Source organism: Stenotrophomonas sp. KH_029 (assembly GCF_057839765.1).
In genome coordinates this window covers 3,123,611-3,150,444 of the sequence record NZ_CM174498.1, presented here as the reverse complement: position 1 = coordinate 3,150,444, position 26,834 = coordinate 3,123,611, and the positions used below count along the sequence as shown (strand labels likewise).

Sequence of the window (26,834 nt, the reverse complement as noted above, 5' to 3'; positions counted from 1 at the left end):
CGAACGCGAGCTCCGCGAAAGCTCGATGGCCGACTCCTTCTCTGGATACCGCCATGGGTTTCGCTACTGCCGCCGCTGTTGCCACCGACGCCTTCGCACCGATCAGCGTCCCGCTCGATACCGGCTTGCACGCCGTGCGCGGCGATATCGCCGCGGTGCTGTCGATGCGCCATGGTGGGCCGCGGCCGGTGCGCCTGCGCTATGAGCTGGTGGGCCGCAGCGATGCGCCGGTGGTGGTACTGGCCGGCGGCATCTCCGCGCACCGTCACGTGGCGGCCAATGCCGACTTCCCCGAGAAAGGGTGGGCCGAAGGCCTGGTCGCGCCCGGGCGCAGCCTGGATCCGACCGCCCTGCGCATTCTCGCGTTCGATTTCATCGGCGCCGACGGTGCGCTGGACCTGCCGATCGATACCGCCGACCAGGCCGATGCGCTGGCGTTGCTGCTCGACCAGCTCGGCATCGGCCAGCTGCACTGCCTGGTCGGTTACTCCTACGGCGCGCTGGTCGGCCAGCAGTTCGCGGTGCGCCACCGCCAGCGGCTGCGCAAGCTGGTGGCGGTCAGTGGCGCGCATCGCCCGCATCCCTATGCCGCCGCCTGGCGCGCGCTGCAGCGCCGCGCGGTCGCATTGGGCCAGCTGCAGTGCGCCGAAAGCCACGGGCTGGCGCTGGCCCGCCAGTTCGCCATGCTCAGCTACCGCACCCCGGAGGAGTTCGGCGACCGCTTCGACACCGCCCCGGAGCTGGTCAATGGCCGCGTGCGCGTGGCTGCCGAGGACTATCTGGACGCCGCCGGCGCGCAGTACGTGGCGCGCACCCCGGTGGACGCCTACCTGCGCCTGTCCGAATCGATCGACCTGCATCGCGTCGATCCCACCGCCATCCAGGTCCCCACCGTGGTGGTGGCCGTTGAAGGCGACCGCCTGGTGCCGCTGGCCGACTGCGTCGGCCTGGTCGAGGGACTGGGCCCGCGCGGCAGCCTGCGCGTGCTGCGCTCGCCCTACGGCCACGACGCCTTCCTGAAAGAAACCGATCGCATCGACGCGATCCTCGCCAACGCCATCCATTCCCCGGGAGAAACCGCATGAGTCTGTCCACTGGCACCCCGCCGTCCTGTAGCCGCGTCACCGCCGCCGTGCGTGCCGGCATCGACCGCGATACCGCCCACGGCGCGGTGACCCCGCCGATCGTGCTGTCGTCGAACTTCAGCTTCGACGGCTTTGGCAACAAGCGCCAGTACGACTACACCCGCAGCGGCAATCCGACCCGCGACCTGCTCGGTGAAGCCCTGGCCGAACTGGAAGGCGGGGCCGGCGGGGTGATCACCTCCACCGGCATGGGGGCGATCAACCTGGTGCTCAACGCGCTGCTGCAACCCGGCGATACCCTGGTGGTGCCGCACGATGCCTACGGTGGCAGCTGGCGCCTGTTCAACGCGCTGGCCAACAAGGGCCATTTCAGCCTGATCACCGCCGACCTGACCGATCCGCGTTCGCTGGCCGATGCGCTGGCGCAGTCGCCCACCCTGGTGCTGATCGAAACCCCGTCCAACCCGCTGCTGCGCATCACCGACCTGCGCTTTGTGATCGATGCCGCGCACAAGGCCGGGGCCAGGGTGGTGGTGGACAACACCTTCCTGTCGCCGGCCCTGCAGCAGCCGATAGCCTTTGGCGCCGACGTGGTGCTGCATTCGACCACCAAGTACATCAACGGCCACAGCGACGTGGTCGGCGGTGCGGTGATCGCACGCGATCCGGCCGTGCACGAGCAGCTGGTGTGGTGGGCCAACGCACTGGGCCTGACCGGTTCGCCGTTCGATGCGTTCCTGACCCTGCGCGGCTTGCGCACGCTCGGCGCGCGCCTGCGTGCGCACCAGGAAAACACCGCCGAGGTGGTCGACCTGCTGGTGGCCAGCGATGCGGTGGCCAAGGTCTATTACCCGGGCCTGGCCGACCACCCCGGCCATGCGATTGCCGCGCGCCAGCAGGACGGCTTCGGCGCGATGCTGTCCTTCGAGCTGGCGTCCTGCCCGGGCGATGACCCGCACGCGGCGGTGCGGGCATTCGTCGATGGCCTGCGCTGCTTCACCCTGGCCGAATCATTGGGCGGCGTGGAGAGCCTGGTCGCGCACCCGGCGACCATGACCCATGCGGCGATGACGCCGCAGGCGCGCGCGCACGCCGGCATCAGCGAGGGCCTGCTGCGGTTGTCGGTAGGCATCGAGGCGGCCGAAGACCTGGTGGCCGACCTGCAGGCCGGGCTGGAGCGCGCGCAGGCGGTGATCGACCGGCAGGCCAGGGCGGCGTTGCGCAAACAGGTGGATGCATGAGCGCGGTACTGAACCTGCATCCGGTTGCGGCGAGCGGGCGGCGGCTGGCGCTGCTGGGTACCGGCACCGTCGGCACCGCGTTCGTGCAGCGCTACCAGGCGCTGCAGGCGCGCGGCCTGGTACTGCCGGCGTTCTCGTGGCTGGCCAATTCACGCACCGCGCGCGCCTGCGAACAGGCGCCGGAGCACGAGCTGCAGCAGGCCAACCTGGCCGCGCGCGGGGTGCCGGCGCTGCAGCCGTGGGCCGAGGCCGAAGGCCTGCAGCGCGGCGACGTGGTGGTCGATGCGACCGCCAGCGACGAGGTCGCCAACTGGCATGAACAATGGCTGGCACGCGGCGTGCACGTGGTCACCGCCAACAAGCTGGGGCGTGGGGCGCAGCTGGCGCGCGCGCAGGCGATTGCCGACAGCGGCCACGGCGGCGCGGCGCACTACGGCGACAGCGCCACCGTCGGTGCCGGGCTGCCGCTGCTGAGCAGCCTGCGCGCGCTGGTCGCCGGCGGCGACCGCATCCATCGCGTGGAAGGCGTGCTGTCCGGATCGTTGGCGTGGCTGTTCCATCACTACGATGGCCAGCGCCCCTTTTCCGAGTGGGTGCGCGAAGCGGCCGATGCCGGCTATACCGAGCCGGATCCGCGCGTGGACCTGTCCGGTGAAGATGTACGCCGCAAGCTGCTGATCCTGGCGCGCGCCAGTGGCATCGCGCTGCGCGCCGAACAGGTGCAGGTGGACTCGCTGGTGCCGGCGGCGCTGGCCACGCTCCCGCCGGGCGAGGCGCTGGCACAGTTGAGGCTGCTCGACGCGCCGCTGCAACGGCATTGGCAACAGGCGCGCGCGCAGGGCGCGTGCCTGCGCTTCGTCGGTGGTTTCGATCACGATGGCGCGTCGGTCGGGCTGCGCATCCTGCCGCTGGAGCATCCGCTGGCCGGCGGTGCGCAGACCGACAATCGGGTGGCCATCCACAGCGACCGCTACCAGGCCCAGCCGCTGCTGATCCAGGGCCCCGGCGCCGGCGCCGCCGTTACCGCGGCGGCACTGCTTGACGACGTGCTGGCCATCACTCGCCGGTAGGTTGCCGGCCGTGGTTTGTTCTTGTTCTTGATCTTGATCTTGACCTATCCCCCCTTGGAGCGAGCCGAGCATCGCAGCGGCATCGGGGGCGAAGAGGCGCGGGTGTCTGAGCGCAGCGAGTTCCGCGCCGTCCCCCGATGACGCGAGAAGCGCAGGGAACCGGCGGGCGCAGCCCGCCGGATCGCGGACGGGGCGTGCTTTCTTTGGGTTACGTTTCTTTGCACGAGCAAAGAAAGGTGACTCGCGCCCCGGAGGGGCACGAAAGCTGTTGACGTTGAACGCCGCGAAGCGGAAACAAAAGCCACCGCAACCGCGTAGCGCCCTGCGCTAATGTGAAGGCAAAGCGCGCTGGTCCGCGCGCGTGCCCGTCTGCCATCAGTTGCCGCCGGCAAGCACCTTCAGCAACGCTTCGTTGAACTGCGCCGGGTCCTGCACCTGTGGCGAATGGCCCAGCGTATCGAAGCTGACCAGGGTGGCGCCGGGGATCGCCGCGGCCGCTGCCTTGCCCAGGGCCGGGTAGTCGCCCAGCGTGGCCTTCAGCGCCGGTGGGGCCAGGTCGCGGCCGATCGCGGTGCGGTCCTTCTGGCCGATCAGCAGGGTGGTCGGCACCTTGATCTTCGGCAGTTCGTAGACCACCGGCTGGTTGAAGATCATGTCCGAGGCCAGCGCCTGGCTCCAGGCCACCGTCTGCTTGCCCTCGCCGTCGTACTGGCCGGACTGCATGCGCGCCCAGTGCTCGTACTGCGGGTTCCACTGGCCGTCGTAATACACCTCCATCTGGTACTTCTTGACGTTGTCGAAGCTGGTTTTCAGCTCGCCGGCATACCAGGCATCCACGCTGCGCCACGGCACGCCCTTGGCCTGCCAGTCTTCCAGCCCGATCGGGTTGACCAGCGCCAGGCGGGCGATGCGCTCGGGGTGGATCAGCGCGTAGCGGATGCCGAGCATGCCGCCCATCGAATGGCCGACCACGTCCACCTTGCCCTTGATGCCCAGGTGCTTGAGCAGGGCCTCGGTGTTGTCGGCCAGCTGGCCGAAGGAGTACTGGTAGCGCAGCGGCTTGCTGGATTTGCAGAAGCCGATCTGGTCCGGTGCGATCACCCGGTAGCCGGCCGCGCTGAGCGCGGCGATGCTGTCCTTCCAGGTGGCGGCGCAGAAGTTCTTGCCATGCAGCAGCACCACCGTACCGCGGGCACGGCTGCCCTGCGCGGGCACGTCCAGGTAGGCCATCTCCAGCGGTTGGCGCTGCGAGTCGATGCTGAAGATCTGCACCGGGTAGGGATAGTCGAAGCCCTGCAGGCGCGGCCCGTAAGGGGCGGCGGCAAGGCTGGTCAGGGGCAGGCAGGCTAGCAGGGCGGCGGCCAGGATGCGCATGGCGGTCTCCGGTTGAGGAATGCGCAGGGTAACCCGTGCGCGCCCGCCGGAGCCGGTGGGCCGGCCGTGTGCAGGTGAAGCGGCTGGCCGCCGCGTTGCGATGCAGGCACCGCCACGCCGGTTCAGGCGGTGGGCGCGGGCATCAGCACTCGATGACGTTTACCGCCAGCCCGCCGCGGCTGGTTTCCTTGTACTTGTCCTGCATGTCGCGGCCGGTATCGCGCATGGTCTTGATCACCTTGTCCAGCGATACCTTGTGCTTGCCGTCGCCGCGCATGGCCATGCGCGAGGCATTGATCGCCTTGACCGCGCCCATCGCATTGCGTTCGATGCACGGAATCTGCACCAGGCCGCCGATCGGATCGCAGGTCAGGCCGAGGTTGTGCTCCATGCCGATCTCGGCGGCGTTCTCGATCTGGCTGGGGCTGCCGCCCAGCGCGGCGACCAGGCCGCCGGCGGCCATCGAGCAGGCCACGCCCACTTCGCCCTGGCAGCCGACCTCGGCGCCGGAAATGGAGGCGTTTTCCTTGTACAGGATGCCGATCGCCGCCGAGGTCAGCAGGAAATCGAATATGCGCTGTTCGTTGGCGCCGGGGCAGAAGCGGTCGAAGTAATGCAGTACCGAGGGCAGTACGCCGGCCGCGCCATTGGTCGGGGCGGTCACCACCCGGCCGCCGGCGGCGTTCTCTTCATTGACCGCCAGGGCATACAGGTTGACCCAGTCCAGCGTGGTCAGCGGGTCGCGCATCGCCGCTTCGGGCTTGGAGGACAGTTCACGGTACAGCGCCGGGGCGCGGCGCGAAACATGCAGGCCGCCGGGCAGCGTTCCTTCCTGGCGGATGCCGCGTTCCACGCAGGCCTGCATCGCGCTCCAGATTTCGCGCAGTTGTTCGCGGATCTCGTCTTCGCTGCGCCAGCACTTCTCGTTTTCGAACATCAGCTGGGCGATGCTCAACCCGCTGCGCGCGGTCTGCGCCAGCAGTTCATCGCCGCTCTTGAACGGGTAGGGCAGCGGGGTTTCATCGGGCACGATGCGGTCGTCGGCGGCATCGTCCTGGTTGACCACAAAACCGCCGCCGACCGAGTAGTAATCACGTGTGGCGATCACCTGGTCGTCGGCATCGTAGGCGGTGAAGCGCATGCCGTTGGTGTGGTAGGGCAGTTTCTGCCGCTTGTTCAGGCCCAGGTCGCGCTTCTCGTCGAAGACGATCTCGTGCTGGCCCATCAGCCGCAGGCGCTTGCTGGAGCGGATGCGTTCGAGCGTCTCGGGGATGATGTCCGGGTCGATCAGGTTCGGGCGCTGGCCTTCCAGGCCCAGCAGCACCGCCTTGTCGGTGCCATGCCCGCGTCCGGTCAGGGCCAGCGAGCCATACACGTCGGCGCGGATGCGCACCACGTCCTGCAGCCGGCCCGGGTCCAGCAGCCAGCGGTGCACGAAGCGTTCGGCGGCCTTCATCGGTCCCACGGTGTGCGAGGAGCTCGGGCCAATGCCGATCTTGAAAACGTCGAACGTGCTGACAGCCATGATTGCCAAACTGCGGGTATCGGATGGAGCGCTATTCTATGCTGTCGCAGGCGCCGACCTTGACTGCGGCGCAACATTTCCCAAGGCGGGTGGGCCGGTGTTTACCTTGTTCCAGCGTGATGACTGCCAGTTGTGCGACCAGGCCCTGGCGGTACTGGCCCAGGCCCGGGTGGCCGGGCTGGACAGTGTGTTCATCGACGACGACGCGGCCCTGGAGGCCCGTTATGGTCAGCGCGTGCCGGTCCTGCGCGATGCGCAGGGGCGGGAACTGGACTGGCCGTTCGATGTGGCGGGCGTGAAGGCCTGGTGCGGCTAGCGCCGTCGCCGTGATCGTCCGACCATGGGTCGGACCTACCCGGGGGTAGATCCGACCCATGGTCGGATGGCGCGGTGCCCGATCCCGGTGGATCAGGCAGCCGGCGCCGGGTTATTTCGCTTTCAGGACCACTTTGGTGCTGATCGCGGTCTCGTTCGGGATCGTCTTGGTGTCGGCCCAGTCGCCGCCGCCCACGCCGAAGTCCAGGCGCTTGACCGTGGCCTTGCCGCTGAGCACCGGCTGCGCGCCCGGGGTCCAGGTGAAGGTCAGGGTGACCGGCTTGCTCACCCCGCGCAGTTCCAGGGTGCCGTCGGCGGCGTACTGGTTGTTGCCCAGCGAACGGAACTTGCTGGCGCTGTATTTGGCCTGGGCGAACTTGCCGACGTTGAAGAAGTCCGCGCCCTGCAGGGTCGAATCGCGGTCGTTGTTGCCGCTCTTGGCACCGGCCAGCGGAATGGTCACTTCCAGTCTGGAGCCGTCCAGCTTGGCCGGGTCGAAGCTCAGCTTGGTGTCAAAGCCGGGGAAAGTGCCGGTGAACACCTCGCCGTCGTACTTGGTGGCAAACACCAGCACCGAGCCGGGCGCCTGCACGTAGTCGGCGGCCAGCACCGGGGCGGTGGCCAGCAACCCGGCCAGGGCAGCGGCGACGGCCGCGGGGGAGGTGAGCTTGATGTTCATCGGTCAATCCTTCTGGGGGGAGGCAAGCCAGCGTTGCGGGAGCATGCGCGCAAGGGTGGCATCGCGTTGGTAAAAATGGTGGTAAAGCGCAGCGCCGGCGTGGGCCAGCACCACCGCGATCAGCAGCCAGAAGCCCCATTCGTGGATGGCGTGGGAGATCTGGCTGGCACGCGCATCGGGCGCGCTGAGCTTGGGTACATCGACCAGGCCGAACCAGCGGAACGGGCGCAGCCCGCTGGCCGAATCGTACAGCCAGCCCGACAGCGGCAGGGCGAACATCAGTGCATACAACAGCCAGTGGGTGGCCGCGGCGATGCGTTCCTGCCAGCCCGGCGTGCCGGGCACCGGTGCGGGTGCGCCGGCATACAGGCGCCAGCCCAGCCGCAGCACCACCAGCGCCAGCACGGTGATGCCGATCGACTTGTGCATCGTGTAGATCCAGAAGTACTTCGGGGTCTTGGGGAACTCGCCCATGGTCAGGCCGACGATGCCCAGTGCCAGGATCAGTACGGCGATCAACCAGTGCAGGGTCTGGCTGACGCCTCCCCAACGGGTGGCGGTGTTCTTGGCAGTCATGGCGTGGTCTCCTGGACCGGCTGTGGCGATGGGGAATGGGAGTCTGCCGGTGGCACGGGAGTTCCCGCGGCATCGACCGGCGGCGCCTCGGGCGGATCGGCGGCATTGCGGTCGCGTACCGCTTCGGCCTCGATCCGCAGCTGCACCGCATCGCCGATCATCGACGGCCAGGCGTCCACGCCGAATGCGCTGCGGCTGAGCGTGGCGGTGGCCGAGAACCCGGCGGTGCGGCGGAACGGCGGCAACGGATGGCGCTTGAGCGCATTGAGGGTGACTGCCAGGGTGATTTCGCGGGTGACCCCGCGCAGGGTCAGCTGGCCGATGACATTGGCATGGTTGGCATCCACCGGTTCGACCCGGGTCGAGACGAAGCGCGCCTCGGGGTAGCGCCCGGCATCGAGCAGATTGCGCGCCAGGGTGGCCTTGTTCCAGGCCTCGTCGCCCAGGTCCAGGCGCTGGATCGGCACGCGCACGTTCAAGCTGGCCGCCGGCCAGTCCTGCGGATCGAACACCAGTACGCCCTCGCTGCCGGACACGGTGCCCAGCGCATGCGAGAAGCCGGCGTGTTCGACCGCGAACTGCACCCGGGTATGGACCGGGTCGAGCCGGTAGGTGTCGGTGGCGGCCAGGGCTGGCCAGGGCGCGGTGCACAGCAGCAGGGCAAGGGTCAGGCGCGGGGTCACGGCCGGGCTCCATCGGGGTCAGGTCCGATCATACGCACAGCACGGTACGGGCTGGCAGGGCCATGGCTGCAACAGATCGTGGTGCGGCCGGCAATGGCACCGGGCGGGGGTGCCGACGCGCTCGTGCGTGTCGGCAACAGCCTGTTCCCGCCGTGCAGGCCCGCGCTGCTGTGGGACAATTGGCGTCTACAGGGAGATCTGGATGGCGATGAGCACGCGTGGTTGGCGCGCAGGCATCGTGCTGCTGGTACTGGCGTTGTGCCTGGTGCCGTCAGCGTCGTGGGCCGCAGGGACATCGGCAGAGACGCCACGCATGCGCCGCCTCGGTGCGGCCGAAGGCATGCCGTCGCGGATGGTGCTGGCGCTGGCCCAGGACCGCCAGGGCTATATCTGGGCCGCCACCGACGACGGCCTGGCCCGGGTCGATGGCGTCGGCCTGCGGGTTTGGCGGCACGACCCGGCCGATCCCGGTTCGCTGCCCGGCAATGAAGTGGAAACCCTGCTGGTCGACCCGCTGGACCGGGTCTGGGTGGGCAGCAACGGCGTCGGCCTGGCCATGCTCGGCCCGGGGCGGGCGCGGTTTGAACGCTTTCCCGAGCTCAACGCACGTTGCGAGGGCCAGTTCTGGGCGCTGGCCTATGCGGCCAAGTCGTTGTGGGTCGGCACCAACCGGCATGGCATCTGCCGGCGCGGGGAAGATGGCAGCCTGGTCCGCTACCGTGCCGATCCGGCCGATCCGGCCGATCCGGCCGATCCGCGCAGCCTGCCCGACGACACCATCTACGCCATGCTGTCCGATCCGCAGGGCCGGGTCTGGGTGGGAACCGGCAGTGGCGTGGCGCGCTGGGACGGCCGCCATTTCACCCGCATCGCGCCGGCCGTGCTCGGTGGCAAGGCCGTGTTCCGCCTGACCCGCGAACCGGACGGGACGGTCTGGGCCGGCACCGAGGTTGGCCTGTTCCGGATCGACGCCGATGACAGCGTGCGCCCCGCGCCGTGGACGTTGAGCGCCGATGTGCGTGCGGCCACGGTGATGCATGACCGCAATGGCGGCTACTGGCTGGGCACCGCCGATGGCCTGTACCGCGGCGATGCGCGCAACGCGACGTTGCTGGCCGGCGACGCCGGCAGTGGCTTTTTGACCGCACGCAGCGGCGTGCTGGACATGCTGCAGGACCACGAAGGCGGGCTGTGGGTGGCGATGCTGACCCAGGGCCTGGCCTATCTGCCGCCGGACTGGAAACGCTTCTCCACCTGGTACCAGCTGGATGGCAAGCCGTTGGACAGCGTCTACCTGCTCGGCGCGGCGGTCGCCGGCAATGACTTCTACATCGCCGGTGCGCACGGCATCTACCAGCTCGACGGCGCCGGCCGGCTGCGCCAGCTCGCCGATGAAAAACAGCTGGGCGTGGGCGCCAGCTGGTCGGTGCTGCCGCGCGCCGACGGCGCGTTGTGGATCGGCCGTGCCGGGCGCCTGGGCCTGTACCAGCCGCGCACCGGCCAGCTGCGCGAATGGAAGATCGGCGGCGGCTCGGACGTGCGCCAGCGCATCGACCTGATCCGGCAGGCGCCCAATGGCGATCTGTGGCTGTCGGTCATGAGCTTTGGCATCCAGCGCCGCGCGGCCGATGGCACGGTGCTGGACACCATCCGCAACGATGAGGGCCGTGGGCTGACCGACAACCCGGTCGAACAGATGCTGTTCGATCCGCGCGGCCAGTTGTGGGTGATGGGCGACATGGGCTTGCTGCGCTGGAGCGCCGGCCGTTTCGAGCAGGTGCCGGGGATTTCGCGCGGTGGCATCTACGACATCACCTGGACCGGGCCGGACGAACTGTGGCTGGCGCGCCACGGTGCGCTGGAACGCTACCACTGGGACGGCCTGAGCATGACCCTGCGCGAGCGCGTGGGCGCCGCCCAGGGCTTGCCGGCGGTGTCGATGGGCGGGGTGGTGGTGGGCCGCCAGGGCCAGGTCTGGGCGACCACGCCACGCGGCCTGGTGTGCTGGCACGGGCACGAACGCCGGCTGCGCATCTACGGCGAACGCGATGGCCTGCCGGACGTGGAATTCAGCGGCCGCCCGCCGGTACGCGCCGGCAACGGCCAGGTGCTGGCGGTAACCGCCACCGGCCTGGTCGGTTTCGACCCGGACGCGCCGGACCTGCCGCTGCCGCCCTCGCAGCTGGTGATCGACAACGTGCAGGTGCGTCGCGACGACGCGCAGGGCCAGCAGTCGCTGCCGGTCGATGCGCCGATCGTGCTGGGCCCGCAGGACCGCGACCTGATCATCGCCGCGCGCCTGCTGTCCTTCGCCAATCCGCAGGGCAACCGCTATCGCTACCGGGTCTCCGGTTACGACCAGAACTGGGTGATGCAGGGCGCCAACGGCGAACGCCTGCTGTCCAGGTTGCCGTCCGGGCAATACGCCATCGATGTGCAGGCCGCCACCCCACAGGGGCCGTGGACGCCGTCGCGCACGCTCAGCGTGCAGGTGCAGCCACCGTGGTGGCGCAGCAGCGGCGCGATCCTGGCCTACCTGCTGTTGTGGGGCCTGCTGGTCGCGGTGCTGGTGGTGGTGGCGCGCGCGCGCCTGCGCCGCCGCCAGCAGTGGCAGCTGACCCTGCACAAGCAGCAGATCGCCGAACAGGCCTCGCAGGCCAAGAGCCGCTTCCTGGCCACGTTGGGCCATGAAGTACGCACGCCGATGACCGGGGTGCTGGGCATGAGCGAGTTGCTGCTGGCCACGCCGCTGGATGAGATGCAGCGCGGCTATGCGGCCTCGATCCAGCATGCCGGCACCCATCTGCTGCGGCTGGTCAACGACGCGCTGGACCTGGCACGGATCGAAGCGGGGCGGCTGGAGCTGGATATCCGTCCGTTCGACCTGATGTCGATGCTGGCCCAGGTGCAGGCGCTGATGGAGCCGATGGCGCACCACCGCGGACTGGCCTTCGAACGCAGCTTCACCCTGCCTGGGCCGGTGCAGCTCAGCGGCGATGAAATGCGCGTGCGCCAGATCCTGATGAACCTGCTCGGCAACGCGATCAAGTTCACCGAGCGCGGCCATGTCGGCCTGGGCGTGGAGTTGCTGGAGGGTGGCCTTGGGGTTGCCTTCGAGGTCTCCGATACCGGCCCGGGCATCAATGCCGAACAGCAGCAGCGCCTGTTCCACCGGTTCGAGCAGGCCGATGGCCCCCGCACGGCCTCGCGCTATGGCGGCAGCGGTCTGGGCCTGGCGATCTGCCAGGAACTGGCGGTGGCGATGGGCGGCAGCATCGGCATCGACAGCCGCCCCGGGCAGGGCGCGCGCTTCAGCGTGCAACTGCCGTTGCCGTGGACGCCGGGCCGCAGCCGCCCGGCCAGCGACAACCCGGATGCCTCGCAGATCCAGTTGCCGCCGTTGCGTATCCTGCTGGTGGAGGACGATGCAACCGTGGCCGATGTGATCGCCGGCCTGCTGCGCGCGCGTGGCCACCAGGTGGTGCATGTGCCGCACGGCCTGGCCGCGCTGTCGGAGATGGCCGCCGGTGCCTTCGACGTCGGCCTGCTCGACCTGGACCTGCCGGCCCTGGATGGCATTGCCATCGCCGGGCAGCTGCGCACGATGGGCTACGAACTGCCGCTGATCGCGGTCACCGCGCGCTCGGATGCCTATGCCGAACGCCAGGTGCTCGATGGCGGCTTCGATGGCTTCCTGCGCAAGCCGGTGACCGGCGACATGCTGGTCGATGCGATCGCACAGGCCCGCGCCGGCCGCCAACCGGAAGGATGAGTGCACCGGATCGGGGTATTGATCGCGTGTGTCGATTTCCGCTTATCAATGGAAAACTTGATTGACGAAGCGGTGATGTCGTCCCCGACATGACCCCGCGGCACGCCCACTGCCGTCCTGCCGTTGCGGCGGTGGGACAGCCGCGGCAGGGGTGAGGGGGCGGACGAGGGGCGGCCTGCAAGTGGGCACCGGCAGGCGGTGGTCGTGCCGGTGCCGGCGCTGTCGCCGATGCTGCGCGCCCGCACCGGCCAGGCCGATCGTCGCTGCGCGGCGAACCGTTTACCATGCAGGTCTGGCCCGGGACCGCCAGGCGGCCGGCGTCGTTGCGGTTGCCGTCCCTGGTGTGCTTCCTCGGACCGATTCGGGAGATCCCTTGGTGGTGCCTCTGCGTTGCCTGCTGCTTGTGATGGCCTGGCTGTGGCCGGTTCTGGCCGTGGCCCAGCCGGTGCCACCGACGCCGCGCCAGCTGACCGTGTTCGACGGGCTGCCGTCCAATACGGTCAACCGTATGGCCGAGGACGGCTACGGCTACCTGTGGATCGCCACCAACGACGGCCTGGCCCGCTACGACGGGCGCAACTACCGGATCTGGCGCGCCGAGGACGGCCTGCGCGACAACCACGTCTGGAGCGTGCACGTGGATGCGCGCAACCAGTTGTGGATCGGCACCGAGAATGCCGGGCTGGTGATGATGTCGGCCGACCGCCGCGAGATGCGCTTCTTCGACCGCAGCAGCCATCCCACCATCGGCAGCAACACCATCTGGAGCATCACCTCCACCGCCGACGGCACGCTGTGGTTCGGCACCTATGAAGGCGGTCTGTATCGGCTGGAGCGCGACGGCAAGGTGACCGGTTTCATGCCCGAGCGCGGCAATCCGCGCAGCCTGCCGGCCGCATCGGTCACCCACCTGGCCACCACCCGCGATGGCAGCCTGTGGGTGGGCACCAAGGCCGGGCTGGCGCGCTGGACCGGAAGCGATTTCGAGCGCGTGCCCAATGCCTATCTGCCCGAGGCGCTGATCAACGGCCTGACCGCCGAACTCGATGGCAGCCTGTGGATCAGTACCAATGCCGGGGTGGTGGTGCGTCGCCCGGACGGCCGCTACGAACCGGCGCCGTGGAAGGTATCGGCCGGCGACCAGATCCTGGGCATGATGCTGCGCGACGAGCAGGGCGGCTACTGGCTGGATACCCGTTCGGGCCTGGGCCGCGCCTACGACAACCAGTTCCAGCAGGTGCCCCTGTACAGCGCGGTGGCCCGCGGCCAGGTGCGGCCGAACTGGACCGGTGCCTATGAAGATCGCGAGGGCGGCATCTGGCTGGCCAGCACCAATGGCGGGCTGTGGCACCTGCTGCCGCGCTGGTGGCAGTTCTCGGTGCTGTCGCGGCTGGAGGATGACCCGTCCTCGTTGCGCAATGCCTATGTGCTGGGCATGGCCGCCGCCGCCGATGGCGGGGTGTGGGCGGTGGGGACGCACGGGGCGCTGGACAAGTTCGACCCGGTCAGTGGCGCCATCACCCAGCACCGCACCTGGGTGGATGGCAACCAATGGCTGCAATCGGTGCTGGAAGACCCCCACGGCCGGGTCTGGATCGGTTCGGCCGATGCGCTGCTGCGTTACGACCCCAACGACGCCACGCTGCGCCGCTGGGGCCGCGATGCGGCGGTGGACGCGGCGATGGACGGGCAGATCGAATCGCTGGCACTGTGCGATGGCGGGCGCCTGTGGAGCGCCGCCTCGACCGGGTTGCAGCAGCGCGACCTGGAAGGCCGCGTGCTGCACCGGGTGGCGGTCGGCCACGCCGGGTTGGCCGCCGGGCAGCTGGCGCTGGACATCCAGTGCGGGGTACAGGACCACGTGTGGGTGGCCACTGCGCAGGGGCTGCTGCAGTGGGTACCGGCGCGTTCGCGCTTCGAGCCGGTGCCCGGTGCGCCCACCACCACCGTGCATGCGCTGGCCGTGGCCGACGATGGCAACGTGTGGCTGTCCGAGGAAGGCCGGCTGAGCCAGTACCACTGGAAGGGCGGGCGGTTGACCCTGCAGGCGGTGATCGGTGCCGGTTCGGGCTACCCGGATGTGTCGGCGACCGGGCTGGTGGTCGATGCGCAGGGGGTGGTGTGGGCGGCCACCGCGCGCGGCCTGATCCGGGCCGATCCGCAACTGGGCAATGTGCGCCTGTATGGGGTGCACGACGGCCTGCCCAGCCAGGAGTTCCGCCGCCGCACGCTGACCCGCACCGCCAGTGGTCGTATCGTCGGCGGTACGCCGGCCGGGGTGGTGGTGTTCGACCCGCGCCAGGTCAAGCCGTCCAACCGGCGCGCGCCGCTGGTGATCGAGCGGGTGGAGGTGCGCCGGGGCGACCGGGTGGCCGACCTCACCCACCTGGCGCCGCTGGAAATCGCCGATGCCGACCGCGACCTGCGCATCGTGGCGCGGTTGCTGTCGTTTGCCGATTCGTCCTCCAACAGCTACCGCTACCGGTTGGCCGGCTACGACCCGGATTGGGTCGAGGTGGGCCCGGCCGGCGAGCGCGTGTTTTCACGCCTGCCGCCGGGCAGCTACCGGCTGGAAGTACAGGCGCGTTCGGCCGACCAGGTCTGGTCGCGGGTGCAGGCACTGGAGTTCCGGGTGCAGCCGCCGTGGTGGCGCAGCCTGTCCGGGCTGCTGGTGCTGACCTCGATGGCGTTGTTGCTGATGAGCCTGTTCGCCTGGTTGTACCGGCGCCGGCTGCAGCGTCGGCACGCCTACCAGCTGGCGCTGCAGAAGCAGGAACTGGCCGAGCAGGCGTCGGCGGCCAAGACCCGTTTCCTGGCCAACCTGGGCCATGAAGTGCGCACCCCGATGACCGGGGTGCTGGGCATGAGCGAGTTGTTGCTGGGCTCGCCGCTGGATGCGCGCCAGCGCGGCTGGACCGAATCGATCCGGCACGCCGGCGAGCATCTGCTGCACCTGGTCAATGACGCGCTGGATCTGGCCCGGATCGAATCGGGGAAGCTGCAGCTGCAGGCGCAGCCATTCCATCTGCAGAGCCTGCTCGACGATGTGTGCACGCTGATGGCGGCACTGGCCGAGCAGAAGCAGCTGCGCTTCGTGGTGGAAAATTCGCTGCCGCCGGGCACCTGCAGCGTTGGCGATGCGGTGCGGGTGCGGCAGATCCTGCTCAACCTGCTCGGCAATGCAGTCAAGTTCACCACCCACGGCGAGGTGCGCTTGAAGGTGGCCGCGCTGTCGGCCGAGGGCGGCCTGTATTTCGAGGTGTCCGATACCGGGCCGGGCATCGGCAGCGACCAGCAGCAACGTCTGTTCCGCCGCTTCGAACAGGCCGATGGGGCGCGCACGGCGGCCCAGTACGGCGGCAGCGGGCTGGGGCTGGCGATCTGCCGTGAACTGGCACTGGCGATGCAGGGCCAGATCGGGGTGGAGAGCCAATTGGGCGTGGGCACGCGTTTCAGCGTGTCCCTGCCGCTGCCGTTGCAGGCGGCGGCGACAGCCGAGGGTGAGGTGGTGGCGGTGGATGGCGTGGCGCTGCCACCGCTGCGCATTTTGCTGGTCGAAGACGACCTGACCGTGGCCAGCGTGATCACCGGCCTGCTCGGCGCGCGCGGGCACCAGATGGTGCATGCCGAGCATGCGTTGGCGGCGCTGCGCGAGGTGAGCGCGGCGCCGTTCGATGTGGTGCTGCTGGACCTGGACCTGCCGGGGCTGGGCGGCCTTGAGCTGGCCGGGCACCTGCGCAACCAGGGCTACGACATGCCGCTGGTGGCGGTCACCGCGCGGACCGACCCGGGCATCGAGGAGCAGGTGAGCCAGGCCGGTTTCAATGGCTTCCTGCGCAAGCCGGTGACCGGCGACCTGCTGGTAGCGGCGATCGCGCGCGCGCTGCGCGGGTAGCAACGCACCGTTGGTGCGTTGACCGCTGGTGCGTTGACCGCTCATCGGACCAACGGTCCGATGCTACTCGGCGACCTCTTCGACCTCGCGTGGGGAAGGGCGGGTGTCGGGCAGCTGCCAGAAGATCACGGTGGAGGTCAGGGTGATGGCGCCGACGCAGACGAAGGTGGCGTGCAGCGCGGCGGTGGCGCCATGCAGGGCGTCGAGCTGGCCGAAGGCGGCCAGCAGGCTGCCGGCCGCGGCGGCGCCGAAGCCGGTGGCCAGCATCATCACCATCGACAGCAGGCTGTTGCCGGAACTGGCGAAGTCGCGGTCCAGGTCGCGCAGGGTGACGGTGTTCATGACGGTGAACTGCAGCGAGTTGACCGCGCCGAACAGCGCCAGCTGGATCACCCGTACCCACATGGGCTGGCCGGGGCTCATGAAGATGAAGCTGGCCATGGCCAGGCCGACCAGCACGGTGTTGACCATCAGCACGCGACGGTAACCGAAGCGTTCGACCAGCTTGACCGCATAGCGCTTGGAGAGCATGCCGGCGGCGGCGACGGGGATCATCAACAGGCCGGCCTTCATCGGGCTCATGCCCATGCCGACCTGCAGCAGCAGCGGGATGAGCAGGGGCATGGCACTGCTGCCGATGCGCGAGAACAGGTTGCCGAGGATGCCGATGCGGTAGCTGGGCACGTGGAACAGGGCCAGCGAGAACAGCGGGGCGGTGGAGTTGGCCGCATGCAGCCAGTAGCCGACCAGGGCGGCCAGGCCGGCGACGGTCATCAGCATCACCAGCGCGTGCGGGGTGGCCATGCCGGAGATGCCGTCCAGGGCCAGGGAGAGCACCACCATGCCGAAGGCGAGCATGAGATAGCCGGCGATGTCGAAGCGGGTGCGGTGTTCGGCGTAGTGGTCGGGCATGATTTTCATGGCCGCCAGGTAGCCGAGGATGCCGATCGGCAGGTTGATCAGGAACACCCAGTGCCAGGAGGCCACTTCGACCAGCCAGCCGCCGAGGGTGGGGCCGATCAGCGGGCCGATCAGCGCCGGGATGGCGATGAAGCTCATGGCGCGCAGGAATTCTTCGCGGGAAACCGAGCGCATCACCGCCAGACGGCCGACCGGCAGCAGCATGGCGCCACCGATGCCCTGCAGCACGCGCGCGCCGACCAGCTGGTGCAGGGTCTGGGCCAGCGCGCAGGCGAGCGAGCCGAGGGTGAACAGGACGATGGCGACCAGGAAGGTGCGCCGGGTGCCGTAGCGGTCGGCGATCCAGCCGGAGGCGGGGATGAAGGTGGCCACCGCCAGGGCGTAACTGAACACCACCGACTGCATCTGCAGCGGGCTTTCACCGAGGCTGCGGGCCATCGCCGGCAGGGCGGTGTTGACGATGGTCGAATCCAGCATCTGCATGAAGATCGCCAGCGACACCAGCCACAACAAGGGCCGGATCGAGGCGTAGCTGCTGGTCGTCATCGGGGGTACCTGCGTCAACGAGGTGCCCATGATCGCCGATGTGGGATCAAGAAATGGTAGAGCCGAGCCATGCTCGGCTGGCCGCGCGCGGCGCGGCAACGATCGGAACACGCCACCACGTAGCGCCGGGCTCTGCCCGGCTGTCCTCCGTCCGGCAGCGAATCAGCGCCGGCTCAACCGATGCACGGCGTCCACCAGCACACCGACATGCTCGGGATTCATGTCCGGCGACATGCCGTGCCCCAGGTTGAACACATGGCCCTCGCGCGAGCCGCCATTGCCCTGGGCGTAGTTGTCCAGCACTAGGCCGGCGGCGCGTTCGATCGCCTCGGGGTTGCCGTACAGGGTGGTCGGGTCGAGGTTGCCCTGCAGGGCGACGCGGCCGCCGGTGCGGGCCAGCGCGTCGGCCAGGTCCAGGGTCCAGTCCACGCCGAGCGCATCGGCGCCGGTGTCGGCCAGCGCGCCCAGGTGCAGGCCGGTGCCCTTGCCGAACAGGATCAGCGGCGTGCGCTGGTCGCCCTGGCCGCGCTCGAGTTCCTGTGCGATGCGGGTCAGGTAGCGCAGCGAGAATTCGCGGTACATCGACGGGCTGAGCACGCCGCCCCAGGTGTCGAACACCTGCAGTACCTGCGCGCCGGCGGCGCGCTGCGCGGCCAGGTAGGCGATGACCGCATCGGTGACCACCGACAGCAGCTGGTGCAGCGCGGCCGGCTCGTTCAGGGCCATCGCCTTGATCCGGGCGAAGTCCTTGCTGCCGCCGCCTTCGACCATGTAGCAGGCCAGGGTCCACGGGCTGCCGGAGAAGCCGATCAGCGGCACCTTGCCGTCCAGTTCCCGGCGGATCACCCGCACCGCATCCATGACGTAGCGCAGTTCGGTTTCCATGTCCGGTACGGCCAGCCGGGCGATCGCGGCGGCATCGCGCACCGGGTGGCGGAACTTGGGGCCTTCGCCATCGACGAAGTACAGCTCCAGGCCCATCGCGTCGGGAATGGTGAGGATGTCCGAGAACAGGATCGCCGCATCCAGGTCGAAGCGGCGCAGCGGCTGCAGGGTGACTTCGCAGGCGATGTCCGGGGTCTTGGCCATGGCCAGGAAGCTGCCGGCCTTGGCCCGGGTGGCGCGGTATTCGGGCAGGTAGCGGCCGGCCTGGCGCATCAGCCAGACGGGAGTGCAGTCCACCGGTTCGCGGCGCAGGGCGCGCAGCAGGCGGTCATGGCGGGAGGGGCTGGTCACGGGACGCTTCCTTGGAATCTGGTGGCGCAGGGCCGAAGGGGAATCAGGCGGCGCGCGGGCCGCTCAGGGCGGCGTATCGCCGCTGGCATAGGTGATGGCGTAGCCGCGATGGAGGTGCGCATCGCGGGCTTTCTCGAACTCGGCCTGGGCCTGGTCCTGCTGCAGGTAGAGTTCGCGCCGCAGCTTGCCGCGCCCGCCGAGCGGGCCGGACTCGTGCAACAGCTCCCAGCCGCCGAACAGGTCCGGTTGCAGGGTGAGCTGGAGGTAACGGGCCGGATCGGCACCGCGGGCAGGTTGTTGCAGGAAGACGCGCATGCCTCGATTGTAGCCGCGAACGCCAGGGGTGGCCGCTGGCGTGGCGGCCGGTGCGGCGGAACGTCGCAGGCTCAGCCGGCGGCGAGCACCTGCAGTACCTCGGCTTCGTCGACATCGGCCACCACTTCGGCACGGCCGATGCCACGCCACAGCACCAGGCGCAGGCGGCCGGCGAGGTTCTTCTTGTCCAGCCGCATGCGCCCCAGCAGGGCCTGGGCGGCCAGCCCGGCCGGAATGGCCACCGGCAGCTCGTAGCGCAGCAGCAGCGCGCGCAGCTGCTCGGTGTCGGCCTCACTGCTCATGCCCAGCCGGGCCGACAGGCGCGCGGCCAGCACCATCCCCACCGCCACCGCTTCGCCGTGGTTGAGGTTGTCGTTGCCCGGCGCGCCGTAGCCCTGTTCGGTCTCGATCGCGTGGCCGAAGGTGTGGCCCAGGTTGAGCAGGGCGCGCTCGCCCTTTTCCAGTGGATCGCGCGCGACGATGTCGGCCTTGTGCTCGCAGCTGCGCGCGATCGCCTGGGCCAGCGCGGTGTCGTCGCCGGCCAGCAGCGCGGCGTGTTCGGCCTGCAGCCACTGGAAGAACAGCGGGTCGCCGATGGCGCCGTACTTGATGACTTCGGCCAGCCCGGCGCGCAGCTCGCGCGGCGGCAGGGTGCGCAGCGCGGCGGTGTCGGCGATCACCGCGCGCGGCGGATGGAAGGCGCCGACCAGGTTCTTGCCTTCGGGGATGTCCACCGCGGTCTTGCCGCCCACCGAGGAATCGACCATCGCCAGCAGCGAGGTCGGCAGCTGCACCACGTCCACCCCGCGCATCCAGCATGCCGCGGCAAACCCGGCCAGGTCGCCGGCCACGCCGCCGCCCAGGGCCAGCACGCAGGCATCGCGGGTGGCGCCGAGCGCGGCCAGGGCGCTGATCGCCGCGCCGAAGTTGGCCAGGGTCTTGGAGGCTTCGCCGGCCGGCAGCACCAGTTCCCCGACCAGCAGGTCCGGGCGCGCGGCCAGCAGTGCGGCCTTGACCCCGGCCAGGTACAGCGGCGCCACGTGCGAGTCGCTGAACAGCAGCACGTGGCGGCCGCGGACATGCCTGGCCAGCAGCGCGCCATCGGCCAGCAGGCCCGTGCCGATATGGATGGTGTAGGGGGTGTCGCCGCCGACGGCGACGGTACGGGGGGCGGGGGTCATGCGGTGGGGTCCTGTCGCTGCCATTGCGCGGCCAGGCGCAGCACCAGCTGCGCGGTGGCCTCGGCGGGCGTGTAGAGGTCGGTATCCAGGGTGAGGTCGGCCAGTCCGCGGTACAGCGGGTCGCGCAACGCGGCCATCGCGTGCAGCACGTCCTCGCGGTCCGGGCGCTGCAACAGCGGGCGGGTGCGGTCGCGGGCCAGCCGGTCCAGCTGGGCGGCCACGCTGACCCGCAGGTAGACCACAAAGCCGCGTTCGGCGATGGCCGCGCGGTTGTCGGGGTCCAGCACCGCGCCGCCCCCTGTGGATACCAGTTGGTTGCGGCCGGCCAGCAGCGCCTGCAGCACCTGGCGTTCGTGCTGGCGGAAGCCGGCTTCGCCGGCGTGCTCGAAGATCGCCGGGATGCTGGCCCCGGTGGCGTCGACGATGGCCTGGTCGGCATCGACGAAGTCCAGGGTGAAGCGTTCGGCCAGGCGGCGCCCGATGCAGGTTTTGCCGGCGCCCATCGGGCCGATCAGGACGAGGTTCGGAGCGGGATTCATTACCGGCGATGCTAACACCTCCGTGTCGCCGCCTTTACGCGCCGGCGCCCATCATGGGGCGGTGCGGAATGTTCCGCGCGCAGCCGGAGCGACCCATGTCAGTGGCCAAAATCATCGAGATCAACGCCTCTTCCACCACCAGCGTGGAGGATGCGGTGCGCAGCGGGCTGAAGAAAGTGTCCGAAACGGTGAAGGGCATCCAGGGCGCCTGGATCAATGAAACCAAGGTCACCACCGATGGCGACGGCAACGTCAAGGAGTGGCGGGTCAACCTGCGGGTGACCTTCCTGGTCAGCTGAGGCCGGCGCGTCGCCCGGGGTCAGGGCCGGGCGATGATCTGCCGCTGCGCATCCAGCGCGATCACCCGGTCGGCCCGCGCCGGCAGGGTGCGCAGGGCCTGGCGGCTGACCCGTTCGTAGTACTGCACGAAACGCTCCAGCTGGGCCCGGCTCATGCTGCTGCGCCCGGGCTGGGCGGCCTGCAGGTGCTGCTCCTGTTGCCAGCGCCAGCGCGGTACCACCGAAAAATCCGGCGGCTGCAGGAACCACAGGCGGTGGCAGCGTTGCCACAGCGCCGGGTAGTGCTCGGCCAGGGCCTGGTTGCAGTACCGCCGCCAGCGTCCGTCGGCGTCCGCCTCGCGTTCCAGCGCATTGAGCGGCGGCTCCAGCTCGGCCTGGGCCTGGGCCGGTGTGCCCAGGAACCAGCCTTCGAACACCAGCAGGTCGAGCGGGCCGTCGATGCGCGGCCAGTCGCCCTCGGGCAGGCGCTCGTCGGCGAGTTTGTCGAAGCGGGGCAGGGCGACCGGGCCGCCAGCTGCGACCGCGTCCAAGGTGGCGTGGGCCAGCGCCAGGTCGTGGGTACCCGGCGGCCCGCGGGTCAGCAGCAGCGGATGCACCTGCCGGGCCAGGCGTTGGCGCTGGGCGCGGGTGAAATAGACATCATCGATGGAGAGCATGGCCGCACGCAGGCCGCGCTTTTCCGCCAGTGCGACCACCTGGGCGGCCAGCGTCGATTTGCCGCTCCCCTGCAGGCCGCTGATCGCCAATACTGGGGTGGTGGCGGTGCAGCTCAGTGCGTCGTCCAGCGCCTGGGCGACCAGCGCGTCCGGAAAACCTCTGCTCGGGGGCATGTACGCAGGTGCAGGCATGCAGCGACAATAAACCCAAACCGTGTGGCAAAAAACCAACCATGACCGATCTGTATGCCGAAGCGTTGTCCACCTTTGCAGGGCTGTTCGAAGAGGCCAAGGCCAGCAACGAAGTCGAACCCAATGCGATGACGGTGGCCACCGCCGACCAGAACCGCCAGCCCTCCGCGCGGACGGTGCTGCTGAAGGCGTTCGATGCGCGTGGCTTTGTGTTCTACACCCACCTGGACAGCCACAAGGGCCGCGAACTGCAGGCCAATCCGCAGGCCGCGCTGCTGTTCCTGTGGCGCAGCCTGCGCGAAGCGGGCATCCAGGTGCGCATTGAAGGCCGCGTGGAGCCGGTCAGCGATGCCGAGGCCGACGCCTACTTCGCCTCGCGCCCGCGCATGAGCCAGATCGGCGCGTGGGCGTCGCTGCAGTCGCAGACGCTGGCATCGCGCGAGCAGTTCGATGCGCGCGTGGCCGAGGTGGAGCAGCGTTTCCAGGGCCGGGACGTGCCGCGCCCGCAGGGCTGGAGCGGGCTGCGGGTGGTGCCGGCGCGCATCGAGTTCTGGTATGGCGCGCAGTTCCGCCTGCATGAACGCTGGTGTTATGAGGCTGGTGCGGACGGGCAGTGGAGCAAGCGGTTGTTGTTCCCGTAACGGTGGCCGGCCGCGCTGCGCGCGGCATCCACGCATGGCGTGGATCTACGTCCGGTGGGTAGAACGCCGTGGATTCGAGGCCGGCATGGCGTAGATCCACGCCATGCGTGGATGCTTTCCGTGTCGGCGCGAGGGTCTCCGTTACGTGGCGGCCGCCTCGCGCAACCAACGCCACAGCGTGGTGCGCGATATGCCCAGCTGCGCGGCGGCCTGTTCGCGGTTGCCGCCGCAGTCGGCCAGCAGCTGCTGCAGGTCGGCCGCTGCCGGGCGTGCGCTAACGGCCGCCGGCAACGCGGTGCCGGTTGCGCCGGATGGACGGGGCTGGCCGTGCAGCTCGGGCAACCACGCCAGCATCTGCGCCAGCGACAGCGCGCCCTGCCCGGCCGGCCAATGGATGCGCAGCCGGTCGACCAGGTTGCGCAGCTCGCGCACATTGCCCGGCCAGGCGTAATCGCACAGTCGCTGCAGGGCCTCGGCGCTGAGCGGGGAGGCCATCGTGCCAAGCAGCTGGAAGAAATGCGCGACCAGCAGCGGGATGTCCTGGCGGTGTTCGTGCAGGGTCGGCAGGTCGATCCGCAGCGCGGCCAGCCGGTAATACAGGTCGCGCCGGAAGCGTTGCGCGTCCACCAGGGTTTCCAGCGTCTGCAGGGTGGCGGCCACCACCCGCACATCCACCGGGGTCGGTTCGGTGGCGCCGACCCGCAGCACTTCGCGCTCTTCCAGCACGCGCAGCAGCCGGGTCTGCAGCGGCAGCGGCAGTTCGCCGATTTCATCCAGGAACAGGGTGCCGCCCTCGGCGGCCTCGACCAGGCCGACCCGGCCCCCGCGGCGCGCGCCGGTGAAGGCACCTTCGTTGTAGCCGAACAGTTCGGCTTCCAGCAGCGACTCGCTGATCGCCCCGCAGTTCAGTGCGATGAAACGACCACGGCGGCCGCTGGCGGCATGCAGTTGCCGCGCCACCAGTTCCTTGCCGGTGCCGGTGGCGCCGGTGACCAGCACGGTGCTCTGGTGCGGGGCATACAGCGCGATCTGCGCACGCAGCTGCTGCATCGCCGCGCTGTCGCCGAGCAGGGCGTGGTCGGCCTCGCGGCGCCTGGCCGGCGCGTGCCGACGGGGCGAGGGCGCGCCGGAGCGGGCCAGGGTCTGGGTCAGCTCCAGCGCGTGTTCGAACGCCTGCCGCACCGAATCGGCCGAGTACAGCAGCACCCCGGGCAGGCCGACCTGTTCGGCATGGTCGATCGCCATGCCGGTGCCGACGATCACCTCGATGCCGTTGGCGCGCAGGTCGGCGATGCAGTCGCGCGCATCCTCGCGGGTGACGAAGCGGCGGTGCTCGATGTCCAGCCCGAAGCTGTGCTGGAAGCTGCCGAAGGTGGGCACGTCGGTGGCGTGGGTGACCAGCCCGATCCGCGGTGCGATCCGGCGCGCGCGCGCCAGCGCTTCCATCAGGTCGAAGCCGTTGGCCTGGATCGGCACCAGCGGTACTTCCAGCCGGCTGCGCAGGTAGGCGGCGTTGGAGCCGCCGGCGATCACCACGTCGCAGTGCTCGCGACGCAGGCGCTGGCCGATCACATCCACCGCTTCCTCAAAGCCCAGGTTGATCGGCACGATCCGCGCGCGGCGGTCGAACTCGGGGATCACATCGCCGAGCAGGCCGGTCAGGCGCGACACGCTCACCGTCCAGATCACCGGCAGGCTGCCGGGGTCCGGGTCGGGCAGGCGGGGGCGATGGCGGGGCAGGCTGATCGACATGGCGGCGTTTCAATGTTTCAGTTCCATCCATGTTACAGGTGTTTCAATGTTTCAGAGTGAAACGCTGTTGCCACTGCGCTGTCTCAATGGAATCAGACACTTGCCAGTTGGCACGGCCCTTGCGCCCGTCACCCGGTCAACCACGATGGAATGCCGCATGAGCACCCAAGTTTCTTCCGCCGGCGCCCGCTTCCGCGCCGCGCTCGCCGCCGAATCGCCGCTGCAGGTGATCGGTGCGATCAATGCCAACCACGCCCTGCTGGCCCAGCGCGCCGGCTACCGCGCCATCTACCTGTCCGGCGGCGGCGTGGCGGCCGGTTCGCTGGGCCTGCCGGACCTGGGCATCAACACCCTGGAAGACGTGCTGATCGACGTGCGCCGGATCACCGATGTGTGCGACCTGCCGCTGATGGTCGATATCGACACCGGCTTCGGGCCCAGCGCGTTCAACATCGCGCGCACGGTGAAGTCGCTGATCAAGGCCGGCGCGGCCGCCTGCCATATCGAAGACCAGGTCGGCGCCAAGCGCTGCGGCCACCGCCCGGGCAAGGAAATCGTCACCCAGGGCGAGATGGTGGATCGGGTGAAGGCCGCCGCCGATGCCAAGACCGATCCGGACTTCTTCCTGATCGCGCGCACCGATGCGATCCAGGTCGATGGCGTGGACGCGGCGATCGAACGCGCCATCGCCTGCGTGGAGGCCGGCGCCGATGGCATCTTCGCCGAGGCCGCCTACGACCTGGCCACCTACCGCCGCTTCGTCGATGCGGTGAAGGCGCCGGTGCTGGCCAACATCACCGAGTTCGGCAAGACCCCGCTGTTCACCCGCGACGAACTGGCCTCGGCCGGGGTGGCCATCCAGCTGTTCCCGCTGTCGGCGTTCCGCGCGGCCAACAAGGCCGCCGAGAACGTGTATGAGACCATTCGCCGCGACGGCCACCAGCGTAACGTGGTCGAGGCGATGCAGACGCGCGAGGAACTCTACGACCGTATCGGCTACCACGCCTTCGAGCAGCAGCTCGACGCGCTGTTCGCCGCCAAGAAGTAACGCCGCACCATTGTTTTCCGGAGGGATCATGAGCGAAACCACTACTGCACCCGGCTTCAAGCCGAAGAAATCCGTCGCCCTGTCGGGCACCGCCGCCGGCAACACCGCGCTGTGCACCGTCGGCCGCAGCGGCAACGACCTGCACTACCGCGGCTATGACATCCTGGACCTGGCCAACACCAGCGAGTTCGAGGAAATCGCCCACCTGCTGGTGCACGGCAAGCTGCCCACCCGCGCCGAGCTGGTGGCCTACAAGACCAAGCTGAAGTCGCTGCGCGGCATCCCGGCGGCGGTCAAGGCCGCGCTGGAAGAACTGCCGCCGTCGGCGCACCCGATGGACGTGATGCGCACCGGCGTGTCGGTGCTGGGCTGCGTGTCGCCGGAGAAGGACGACCACAACCATCCCGGCGCGCGCGACATCGCCGACAAGCTGATGGCCTGCCTGGGCTCGATGCTGCTGTACTGGTACCACTGGAGCCACAACGGCCGCGCGATCGACGTGGAAACCGACGACGACTCCATCGGTGGCCACTTTCTGCACCTGCTGCACGGCGAGAAGCCGCAGGACTCGTGGGTGAAGGCGATGCACACCTCGCTGATCCTGTACGCCGAACACGAGTTCAACGCGTCGACCTTCGCCTGCCGGGTCATCGCCGGCACCGGCAGCGACATGTACAGCTGCATCACCGGCGGCATCGGCGCGCTGCGCGGCCCCAAGCACGGTGGCGCCAATGAAGTGGCCTTCGAAGTGCAGAAGCGTTACGACAACCCCGATGATGCCGAGGCCGACATCAAGGCGCGGGTGGAACGCAAGGAAGTGGTGATCGGCTTCGGCCACCCGGTGTATACGGTCAGCGACCCGCGCAACAACGTGATCAAGGAAGTGGCGCGCGAGCTGTCGGCCGAGCAGCAGAACGTCAAGATGTTCGACATCGCCGAGCGCCTGGAAACGGTGATGTGGGACGTCAAGAAGATGTTCCCGAACCTGGACTGGTTCAGCGCGGTGAGCTACCACATGATGGGCGTGCCGACGGCGATGTTCACCCCGCTGTTCGTGATCGCGCGCACCTCCGGCTGGAGCGCGCACATCATCGAACAGCGCATCGACGGCAAGATCATCCGCCCCAGCGCCAACTATACCGGGCCGGAAGACCAGGCTTTCGTGCCGATCGACCAGCGCAGCTGATGTAGACGTACCGCACCCGGCAACGGGTGCGGTGCGGAGCGGGCCGGCCAGCCCGGCCTGTCTCCGCTGCGGCGTCGCAGCCCCCCTTTGGCCGGTGCCACCACGCC

22 protein-coding genes are annotated in these 26,834 nt (G+C 69.4%); 10 read left to right on the top strand and 12 right to left on the bottom strand.

The window, feature by feature from the left end:
- Positions 1-53 precede the first annotated feature (53 nt).
- From metX to AC3ITM_RS14190, 3 genes are read left to right on the top strand one after another with little or no spacing between them, the layout of a single operon-like run.
- Positions 54-1,085, top strand: a complete 1,032-nt coding sequence (metX, locus tag AC3ITM_RS14200) for a homoserine O-succinyltransferase MetX (protein ID WP_489265866.1) — start codon at positions 54-56, stop codon at positions 1,083-1,085.
- Positions 1,082-2,326, top strand: coding sequence for an O-succinylhomoserine (thiol)-lyase (locus AC3ITM_RS14195; RefSeq protein WP_489265864.1), 1,245 nt, complete (start codon positions 1,082-1,084; stop codon positions 2,324-2,326). Before metX ends, AC3ITM_RS14195 begins: the two co-directional genes overlap by 4 nt.
- Complete coding sequence (locus AC3ITM_RS14190) at positions 2,323-3,396, top strand: homoserine dehydrogenase family protein (RefSeq protein ID WP_489265863.1); 1,074 nt, start codon at positions 2,323-2,325, stop codon at positions 3,394-3,396. The genes AC3ITM_RS14195 and AC3ITM_RS14190 overlap by 4 nt, the downstream gene beginning before the upstream one ends.
- A 375-nt stretch (positions 3,397-3,771) precedes the next feature.
- Here the strand turns inward: AC3ITM_RS14190 and AC3ITM_RS14185 are convergent, their stop codons facing one another.
- The gene (locus tag AC3ITM_RS14185; protein ID WP_489265861.1) at positions 3,772-4,770 is read right to left on the bottom strand and encodes an alpha/beta fold hydrolase; all 999 of its coding nucleotides are present in this window, start codon (positions 4,768-4,770) and stop codon (positions 3,772-3,774) included.
- A 142-nt stretch (positions 4,771-4,912) separates the two neighbouring features.
- A complete protein-coding gene (locus AC3ITM_RS14180) occupies positions 4,913-6,295 on the bottom strand; it encodes an L-serine ammonia-lyase (protein WP_489265859.1) in 1,383 nt (460 codons plus the stop codon).
- A 97-nt stretch (positions 6,296-6,392) separates the two neighbouring features.
- On the opposite strand from AC3ITM_RS14180, the gene AC3ITM_RS14175 reads away from it, so the two are divergent.
- A complete protein-coding gene (locus AC3ITM_RS14175) occupies positions 6,393-6,611 on the top strand; it encodes a glutaredoxin family protein (RefSeq protein ID WP_228884500.1) in 219 nt (72 codons plus the stop codon).
- 111 nt (positions 6,612-6,722) lie between these two features.
- Here the strand turns inward: AC3ITM_RS14175 and AC3ITM_RS14170 are convergent, their stop codons facing one another.
- Genes AC3ITM_RS14170 through AC3ITM_RS14160 form a run of 3 tightly spaced genes read right to left on the bottom strand, consistent with a single transcriptional unit; the run spans position 6,723 to position 8,548 of the window.
- Positions 6,723-7,289, bottom strand: coding sequence for a YceI family protein (locus AC3ITM_RS14170; RefSeq protein WP_489265858.1), 567 nt, complete (start codon positions 7,287-7,289; stop codon positions 6,723-6,725).
- A gap of 3 nt (positions 7,290-7,292) precedes the next feature.
- Positions 7,293-7,865, bottom strand: coding sequence for a cytochrome b (locus AC3ITM_RS14165; RefSeq protein ID WP_489265856.1), 573 nt, complete (start codon positions 7,863-7,865; stop codon positions 7,293-7,295).
- Entirely contained in the window at positions 7,862-8,548 is a 687-nt protein-coding gene (locus tag AC3ITM_RS14160) for a YceI family protein (RefSeq protein ID WP_489265855.1), read from the bottom strand. The genes AC3ITM_RS14165 and AC3ITM_RS14160 overlap by 4 nt, the downstream gene beginning before the upstream one ends.
- Positions 8,549-8,756: 208 nt before the next feature.
- Here AC3ITM_RS14160 and AC3ITM_RS14155 point away from each other — a divergent pair, with 208 nt between their 5' ends.
- Both AC3ITM_RS14155 and AC3ITM_RS14150 read left to right on the top strand, forming a co-directional pair.
- On the top strand, positions 8,757-12,320 hold the full coding sequence (locus AC3ITM_RS14155; RefSeq protein ID WP_489265853.1) for a hybrid sensor histidine kinase/response regulator: 3,564 nt from the start codon (positions 8,757-8,759) through the stop codon (positions 12,318-12,320).
- 376 nt (positions 12,321-12,696) lie between these two features.
- Positions 12,697-16,215: a hybrid sensor histidine kinase/response regulator gene (locus AC3ITM_RS14150; RefSeq protein WP_489265851.1), complete on the top strand. Its 3,519-nt coding sequence runs from the start codon at positions 12,697-12,699 to the stop codon at positions 16,213-16,215.
- 63 nt (positions 16,216-16,278) lie between these two features.
- On the opposite strand, the gene mdtD is transcribed toward AC3ITM_RS14150, so the two are convergent.
- The 5 genes from mdtD to AC3ITM_RS14125 form a co-directional block, all read right to left on the bottom strand.
- The gene (gene mdtD / locus AC3ITM_RS14145) at positions 16,279-17,682 is read right to left on the bottom strand and encodes a multidrug transporter subunit MdtD (protein ID WP_489265849.1); all 1,404 of its coding nucleotides are present in this window, start codon (positions 17,680-17,682) and stop codon (positions 16,279-16,281) included.
- Positions 17,683-17,844: 162 nt separating this feature from the next.
- On the bottom strand, positions 17,845-18,918 hold the full coding sequence (gene hemE, locus AC3ITM_RS14140) for a uroporphyrinogen decarboxylase (protein WP_489265847.1): 1,074 nt from the start codon (positions 18,916-18,918) through the stop codon (positions 17,845-17,847).
- Positions 18,919-18,981: 63 nt separating this feature from the next.
- Positions 18,982-19,233 (bottom strand): WGR domain-containing protein, encoded by a 252-nt coding sequence (locus tag AC3ITM_RS14135; RefSeq protein ID WP_489265845.1) that lies wholly within the window; start codon positions 19,231-19,233, stop codon positions 18,982-18,984.
- Between the two features lie 71 nt (positions 19,234-19,304).
- The gene (gene aroB, locus AC3ITM_RS14130; protein ID WP_489265843.1) at positions 19,305-20,414 is read right to left on the bottom strand and encodes a 3-dehydroquinate synthase; all 1,110 of its coding nucleotides are present in this window, start codon (positions 20,412-20,414) and stop codon (positions 19,305-19,307) included.
- Complete coding sequence (locus AC3ITM_RS14125) at positions 20,411-20,953, bottom strand: shikimate kinase (protein WP_228884193.1); 543 nt, start codon at positions 20,951-20,953, stop codon at positions 20,411-20,413. Before AC3ITM_RS14125 ends, aroB begins: the two co-directional genes overlap by 4 nt.
- Before the next feature lie 95 nt (positions 20,954-21,048).
- Between AC3ITM_RS14125 and AC3ITM_RS14120 the strand changes: the two genes are divergently transcribed.
- Positions 21,049-21,252 (top strand): dodecin family protein, encoded by a 204-nt coding sequence (locus tag AC3ITM_RS14120; protein ID WP_228884194.1) that lies wholly within the window; start codon positions 21,049-21,051, stop codon positions 21,250-21,252.
- Positions 21,253-21,272: 20 nt separating this feature from the next.
- Here AC3ITM_RS14120 and AC3ITM_RS14115 read toward each other — a convergent pair whose 3' ends face one another.
- Positions 21,273-22,100, bottom strand: coding sequence for a kinase (locus AC3ITM_RS14115; protein ID WP_489265841.1), 828 nt, complete (start codon positions 22,098-22,100; stop codon positions 21,273-21,275).
- A 41-nt stretch (positions 22,101-22,141) separates the two neighbouring features.
- Between AC3ITM_RS14115 and pdxH the strand changes: the two genes are divergently transcribed.
- Entirely contained in the window at positions 22,142-22,741 is a 600-nt protein-coding gene (gene pdxH, locus AC3ITM_RS14110) for a pyridoxamine 5'-phosphate oxidase (RefSeq protein WP_489265839.1), read from the top strand.
- A gap of 141 nt (positions 22,742-22,882) precedes the next feature.
- Here the strand turns inward: pdxH and prpR are convergent, their stop codons facing one another.
- Positions 22,883-24,493 carry a propionate catabolism operon regulatory protein PrpR gene (prpR, locus tag AC3ITM_RS14105; protein ID WP_489265837.1) on the bottom strand — a complete coding sequence of 537 codons (1,611 nt, stop codon included), beginning with the start codon at positions 24,491-24,493 and terminating at the stop codon, positions 22,883-22,885.
- A 157-nt stretch (positions 24,494-24,650) separates the two neighbouring features.
- On the opposite strand from prpR, the gene prpB reads away from it, so the two are divergent.
- Both prpB and prpC read left to right on the top strand, forming a co-directional pair.
- Positions 24,651-25,541: a methylisocitrate lyase gene (prpB, locus tag AC3ITM_RS14100; RefSeq protein ID WP_489265835.1), complete on the top strand. Its 891-nt coding sequence runs from the start codon at positions 24,651-24,653 to the stop codon at positions 25,539-25,541.
- 28 nt (positions 25,542-25,569) lie between these two features.
- Complete coding sequence (gene prpC / locus AC3ITM_RS14095) at positions 25,570-26,727, top strand: bifunctional 2-methylcitrate synthase/citrate synthase (RefSeq protein ID WP_489265833.1); 1,158 nt, start codon at positions 25,570-25,572, stop codon at positions 26,725-26,727.
- The last annotated feature ends 107 nt before the right edge of the window (positions 26,728-26,834 follow it).